Source organism: Microcystis sp. M31BS1 (assembly GCF_020245285.1).
In the GTDB taxonomy this organism is placed as follows: domain Bacteria; phylum Cyanobacteriota; class Cyanobacteriia; order Cyanobacteriales; family Microcystaceae; genus Microcystis; species Microcystis panniformis.
This window is the reverse complement of record NZ_JADBVE010000065.1, coordinates 1-5,498: the sequence shown is the minus strand read 5'-3', so window position 1 is coordinate 5,498 and position 5,498 is coordinate 1. Positions and strand designations below refer to the sequence as shown.

At 39.5% G+C, this 5,498-nt stretch carries 9 protein-coding genes; 1 reads left to right on the top strand and 8 read right to left on the bottom strand.

Annotated features, from left to right (window positions below; translation table 11 throughout):
* A partial coding sequence (locus IM509_RS03550; RefSeq protein WP_272079511.1) for a zinc ribbon domain-containing protein occupies positions 1 to 197 on the top strand: 197 nt, incomplete at its 5' end.
* 21 nt (positions 198 to 218) lie between these two features.
* On the opposite strand, the gene IM509_RS03545 is transcribed toward IM509_RS03550, so the two are convergent.
* From IM509_RS03545 to IM509_RS03510, 8 genes are all read right to left on the bottom strand, one after another.
* The gene (locus IM509_RS03545; protein ID WP_128575186.1) at positions 219 to 575 is read right to left on the bottom strand and encodes a hypothetical protein; all 357 of its coding nucleotides are present in this window, start codon (positions 573 to 575) and stop codon (positions 219 to 221) included.
* Positions 485 to 1,333 carry a DEAD/DEAH box helicase family protein gene (locus IM509_RS03540; protein ID WP_052276451.1) on the bottom strand — a complete coding sequence of 283 codons (849 nt, stop codon included), beginning with the start codon at positions 1,331 to 1,333 and terminating at the stop codon, positions 485 to 487. Before IM509_RS03540 ends, IM509_RS03545 begins: the two co-directional genes overlap by 91 nt.
* Positions 1,334 to 1,362: 29 nt before the next feature.
* A complete protein-coding gene (locus IM509_RS03535) occupies positions 1,363 to 1,692 on the bottom strand; it encodes a XisI protein (RefSeq protein WP_004162692.1) in 330 nt (109 codons plus the stop codon).
* Entirely contained in the window at positions 1,680 to 2,096 is a 417-nt protein-coding gene (locus IM509_RS03530) for a XisH family protein (RefSeq protein ID WP_052276450.1), read from the bottom strand. The genes IM509_RS03535 and IM509_RS03530 overlap by 13 nt, the downstream gene beginning before the upstream one ends.
* Before the next feature lie 108 nt (positions 2,097 to 2,204).
* On the bottom strand, positions 2,205 to 3,632 hold the full coding sequence (locus IM509_RS03525; RefSeq protein WP_185237560.1) for an FUSC family protein: 1,428 nt from the start codon (positions 3,630 to 3,632) through the stop codon (positions 2,205 to 2,207).
* Between the two features lie 141 nt (positions 3,633 to 3,773).
* A complete protein-coding gene (locus tag IM509_RS03520) occupies positions 3,774 to 4,388 on the bottom strand; it encodes a C40 family peptidase (RefSeq protein ID WP_004161316.1) in 615 nt (204 codons plus the stop codon).
* A gap of 13 nt (positions 4,389 to 4,401) precedes the next feature.
* Complete coding sequence (locus IM509_RS03515) at positions 4,402 to 4,680, bottom strand: hypothetical protein (RefSeq protein WP_052276448.1); 279 nt, start codon at positions 4,678 to 4,680, stop codon at positions 4,402 to 4,404.
* A 300-nt stretch (positions 4,681 to 4,980) separates the two neighbouring features.
* A complete protein-coding gene (locus tag IM509_RS03510) occupies positions 4,981 to 5,238 on the bottom strand; it encodes a hypothetical protein (protein WP_052276447.1) in 258 nt (85 codons plus the stop codon).
* Positions 5,239 to 5,498 lie beyond the last annotated feature (260 nt).

Genomic DNA, 5,498 nt, shown 5'->3' with positions numbered 1-5,498 from the left:
TGCCGTTAAATGTTCGAGAATGGGATTGTCCAGACTGTGGGACACACCATGACCGAGATGTTAACGCTAGTAAAAATATTTTGGCCGCAGGGCTTGCGGTGTCAGTCTGTAGAGCGACCATAAGACCAGAACAGAGTAAAACTGGGGCGGCAGGTGCGGAACCCCGCAAGGGAAAGAAGCAGAAACCCAAATCGTGAGGTTTGGGAATCACCGTCCGTTCACGGCGGTGAGGATGTCAATGCTTGATCAATTCCTTCCTTAACTTTGCTCAATCCAGTTAAAAAGTATTGCCAATGACCGTGTTTGCCGTCGGTATTAATGGCATTACACCAGCGTTTAGCGGCTGCTTCCTTCACTTCCCTCAGTTCGTCCCATCCTTTAGTTTCTAGGATTAAATAGTTATATTTAGCTGTCTTCAGACGGATAATAAAGTCTGGGATATAATCGTGGTATTCCCCATTATGAAAATAGGGAATAGTAAACCCTAAGCGTTCATTTTTAACAAAGGCTGCAGTGGCGGGATGATTGTCAATAATATAGGCGGCTGCCTGTTCCCATTGATCGGTATCAGCCACCACGTGGCAGGCGCTCGCTTTTCAAAAATATGCCAATTTGTCACTAAGACTTTACCCCGTCTCAGTTTGTCCATCAGGTGAGAAGGTACGAGGTCACGGGTGCGATACAAAGAAGCTTCGCCGTTGTCAGGGTTGAGTTCCTGTAATCTACTTTTAATGGTGATATTGGGACAGATAATCAGGACAATATCGGAGAATTTAGCGTTACTGCGATCTGCTACTTTGTTGAGGATAGACCATGCTGCTAACATCCCCATCACTGTTGTTTTGACGCTTCCGGTTGCCATCTTACAGGCGTAGCGGATGAAAGCTTTCAGGGTGCTGTCAATGGGGGTATCTTGGGGAATATGAATCCCTTGGCGAAAGTCGGTGCGAGATTCAATTAAGAAAATGATGGTTTCTACTGCTTCTTTTTGAGCAAAAAATAGGCGATGTTCTCTTCCTTCTCGGCTCCAGTATTCTAATAGTTCTAAGGTGGTACGGCTGACACCGGGATACTGTTGTCTTCTCCATTCTTTAACTTCTTTCCTGATGCGGTTAACTAGGGTCATTTCATAACCTGGGAAAAATTCATCGGGGGATGAAAGTTTGAGAACTTGTCCTAATTCCCATTCGGTATTACCTTCCCGGGGTGGGTAAACGATAGCTGGTCTTCTCCCTTCTTTTAATTCCGGTTCATAACCTTCTCGGATGAACCAGTATTGTGAGGGTTCATCAAAGGGGGAATTAAGGATAGGTTCGTTGACTTCGTAGGACATACACTTATTTAGGATTTTTTTCTTATGTATTAACTCAAGGCAAATTCGGTTAAACTGCGTTTATAGGGAGCCTGAAAACCTAAGACTATATCTTGTTTAGGAACACCAGCAGCGATTAATTGATTGGCAATGCCGATTTCTGTTCCATCTCTTTGAATCCAGATTTTGTCATCTTTTATGTCAAGATGAATAATCACACCATAGATTCGCTTTTGCTCTTTCCACCCAATATTTAAGACTTGATAATGATGGCGTTTTGTGTCAAAAATAAGTTGAGTTTCTCTGTCATTTTTGCTGTCATTAACTGAATGTTGGGTGAGAATGTCTTGAATCAGTTGAGAGTAGTTTATTCTTTCCATAATACCACCTCTTGTTTGAGAGAATTAAAGATTAAAAGTTTAATTTTATATTCTGCTACAGCGTCTTGAATAAATTGACGAGAGAAGAAGTCTTCATAGGTATCTTGAGGAATGGCTAGATAAAGAATCCTTTCGGGTTCTTCCTGTTTTAATGCTAACCGATAATTGAGGATTTGTCCTAATGCGAGATGAAATTCGGTGACTTCAGATGTCCCTAAAAAAGATTTAATCTCTATGGCGATTTTTTGACCTAATTTTTCGGCGGCAATTAATCTTTCCGCACCTAAGTCGATGTAAAATTCTACGTCATTGACTTTAAGATAAAGGGGATCATGGGTGATATTCCAGCCATCTTTTTCGAGGGCAATACACACGGATTGATGAAAAATATCTTTGGCTGACATAGAATTATTCTAAGTATAAGCAAGCTCGATAAACGGCTGATTTAACTTCATCAAGGGTTCATTAAAGGGGGAGTTGAGGATGGGTTGGTTTACTTCGTAGGACATATTTTAAGGATCTACAATAATTACTCTTACTTTGCCTTCTGCAATCAAATTATCCTGCTTATCTAACCCATCTATAGTAATATCGTAGGGAATTTCAGAGTTGTTGGTATTGCTCAAGGTTTCGTCAAATGACCATTTATTTTGGCTGGGAAAGGCAACCTTCTCTTTTTCAGGGAAATTTATTCCATTTTGTGATACTTTTGCTTTTATTTTCTCAATATGTCCATAGGCTTTCCCTTGAAAAATAATGGGGTGATTTGCGAAAAACTTTGTAGTATTATTTGCTGGATTTATAATACATAGTCTTGTATCTAAAAATGCTGAAGCAACAAATATTAAAACACTAAACCAAATCAAGCATAAAATAACTACATAAATAGGTTTATTTACTGAGTTGTTACTGAAACATAATCCAAGAACTGCTCCAAGAAATGCCCCAAAAAATGCTCCGAACACCGCACTGATTAATCCCCTAGAACCGAGTCCTAAAAATAATCCAAAAACTGCTCCAAAAAATAATACAGAAACTGCTCCAAAAAGTAGTCCAAAAATTGCTCCAAAAAGTGGTCCAAGAACTGGCTGCCATGTTGGATCACTCAATCCAAACAATAGTCCAAACAATGCTCCAAACAATGCTCCATTAGTTGTTCCCAAAAGAAATCCTAAGACTGCTCCTGTTTGTAACCAGCTACCGAATTGGCTAAAGCTAATAGAGCTAAATATTCTGGGAATTACTACGGGAATTCCTTCGATACCTGCTCCTAAAATTGCTCCTAAAATTGTCCCGAAAATTGCTCCGAAAATTGCTGCTTTGAAAATTGCTCCGACATTTATTATCCCAGATTTTCTCTTATCATTTAAAATAGCTTTTCGGGTTTCATGAAGTAATTCAACGCTATTCAGAGCTTCATATAAGAGATATCCGCACAAGGATAATAATAAAGGTAAACCTACTAACCAAACGTAGTTTATCGGATCGCAATTCAAATGCCATATCCAAACTAGACCAGGAAAAGCAAAAAGTATCGCTATAAACATTCCTAACTCAAACTTCAGCCGAAGGACAATTGAGTTAATATAGTCTTTAGCTGTTTCAGTAATATAAATACCTGTCGGGGGAGTTTCTAAATCCTTTAATTCTGAGTAAGCTGGTTTTTTTAGATAACTATTCCAAGTGGTTCCTGTCGGATCAAACTGATCTCGATAGAATTTTTCGATTTCTGCGCCAATATCTTCTAAAAGTAATCCAACTGCTAAAGAAATGACTAGCAGAAAGAAAATCATCGCTACTTCGTGCTGTTCCCAAAAACCACGAACTGTATCGTTGCTATGTAATAAGTAAACATAAGGAGCGATCGCCACTCCTCCCGGAATGGCAAGGGTGATTAAAGGACGTATAATCTCACGACTGAGAAACTCGCTAGGATTCATGGCTTGACGGTTTTGATGTTAAGTGGGAAGTAGTAGGAAAAAAAGAAGGACACCCCGATAAATTGTCTTATTGCGAAAACTAACCATCATATACCGGGTTATTCTCAATAAGCATCTTTAGTTTTCGAGGTGTCCAGAAAATTACGCCTTTTTCCAAGGCTCAAATATCGTCTGATCTTCAAATAATTCTTGAGGATCTATTGTTGCATCTAGCTTGCTTAGTATTCCCTTGTCTTTGTATTCTGGCTGTTCATCTAAGCAATGAGCAGCTAATTCACTGCAAATCCACTTGTCATCTCCTTCATGAGCCAGAGTAATACGGTTTTCGTAGCCACCTCGGGTTAGCTTATTAATTGTCCACCCTACAATGCTGTGGACTTCTACCATGTGTTCAATTAAATCAAGGTCATACTTACAGCCTTTTTGCTCCTCGGCTTTTTCGACAATTTTTTTGGCTATATCCGAAGTTAATCCTTTCGGTTTTCTGAAAAAGATTTGACAGTGCGGATCATTAAAATATTCACTCAAATCTTTTTCAGCAACTCCGGTTTCAAGATGAGCTTCAACACATTTATTGTCTCCGGTGACAATTAAAGCATGAGAAACCTTTATGTCGCTCATTCGATGCCAACGGGTAAAATAGGCGATTCCTTCAGAGATGATATTTCCTTCACTGTAGGTAAATCCAATATAGCCTACATGGTAGTTACCATCAGGTCCAAATTTAGGAACTAGAGATTTAATTTCAATTGCCATAACGACCTCCAACTCATTTTAATTGCTTAACCACTAGCAATTCACTCCCCCGGTCATCAATCACTTTAACGGCAATTTGCCGATGTTCTCCCACTGCAAAAGGTGCGCTGGTTGTCCCTGCTAGATGTTCCCAGACTGATTCCTCATAGGTTCCCTTTAAAGCTTTCTTAATCGAATCCCAAGCGCCGGTACGGGGGAAAAATGCCTGATTGACGTGGAAACATAAGCCATTGTAGTTAGTATAGAGAAACCGAGCGGGGACATTCTTACCCGGTTCTGAGTCCACTTTCATTGTAACCGGGTCAAACCAGAAAATTAACACAGGGTAAGTGCATCTTAAAAATTCTTGACAAAATGAACTTTATGTAGGTTGCCTACCCACAATTTGGGCATATTTGGGTAGAATTTGCCTTCTCAATTGTTGAGCAACAATCGACCAAATGGATCGAGTTCGTAACTATTCTGATTGACTGGTATCGCTTGAAATGCTCACACAGCAAACGGATAACAAAATTGGTCAATTGTCAATGGCGTTTGAGATGCGCTGACCCCGGATCATTAATTGCCTCTTGGGAGAATTGATAAATTGCCATTATTTTAAGCCATATTCTTCTCTTAATCTTGTTTTTAACTGCTCAAAAACTAATTCCTCATCGGTTACATTACCCGCTAAAATTTGCTCGGTTGCACTATCAATTTTTTGCCGTAACTCCTCTAATTGATGGTTAGTTTCCTGACTATCTTCGCCTAAAATAATAATTTCTACTCTTTGACTGGATCGAAAGGGTAAATCGGATAAAATCAACTGATGTGATCGCTCAATTGTCACATATTTTTTGTAAGCATTCATATTAGTTTTCTTTTCTTTAATTCTGCTAATTTAAACTCTTAACCACTAACAACTCATTCCCCCGGTCATCAATCACTTTAACGGCAATTTGCCGATGTTCTCCCACTGCAAAAGGTGCGCTGGTTGTCCCTGCTAGATGTTCCCAGACTGATTCCTCATAGGTTCCCTTTAAAGCTTTCTTGGTTCTTCGTTACTTGGTATGGTTCGATAGGGGGGCATAAATCGACTAAATCCTTATCTGGCAAGAGACTTAATTGATT

What these genes read in the sequence shown, in the direction of transcription:
- IM509_RS03530 (WP_052276450.1), bottom strand. Translation starts at nt 2,096, where the DNA reads ATGTCAGCCAAAGATATTTTTCATCAATCCGTGTGTATTGCCCTCGAA.
- IM509_RS03515 (WP_052276448.1), bottom strand. Translation starts at nt 4,680, where the DNA reads ATGAAAGTGGACTCAGAACCGGGTAAGAATGTCCCCGCTCGGTTTCTC.
- IM509_RS03510 (WP_052276447.1), bottom strand. Translation starts at nt 5,238, where the DNA reads ATGAATGCTTACAAAAAATATGTGACAATTGAGCGATCACATCAGTTG.
- IM509_RS03540 (WP_052276451.1), bottom strand. Translation starts at nt 1,333, where the DNA reads ATGTCCTACGAAGTCAACGAACCTATCCTTAATTCCCCCTTTGATGAA.
- IM509_RS03520 (WP_004161316.1), bottom strand. Translation starts at nt 4,388, where the DNA reads ATGGCAATTGAAATTAAATCTCTAGTTCCTAAATTTGGACCTGATGGT.
- IM509_RS03535 (WP_004162692.1), bottom strand. Translation starts at nt 1,692, where the DNA reads ATGGAAAGAATAAACTACTCTCAACTGATTCAAGACATTCTCACCCAA.
- IM509_RS03525 (WP_185237560.1), bottom strand. Translation starts at nt 3,632, where the DNA reads ATGAATCCTAGCGAGTTTCTCAGTCGTGAGATTATACGTCCTTTAATC.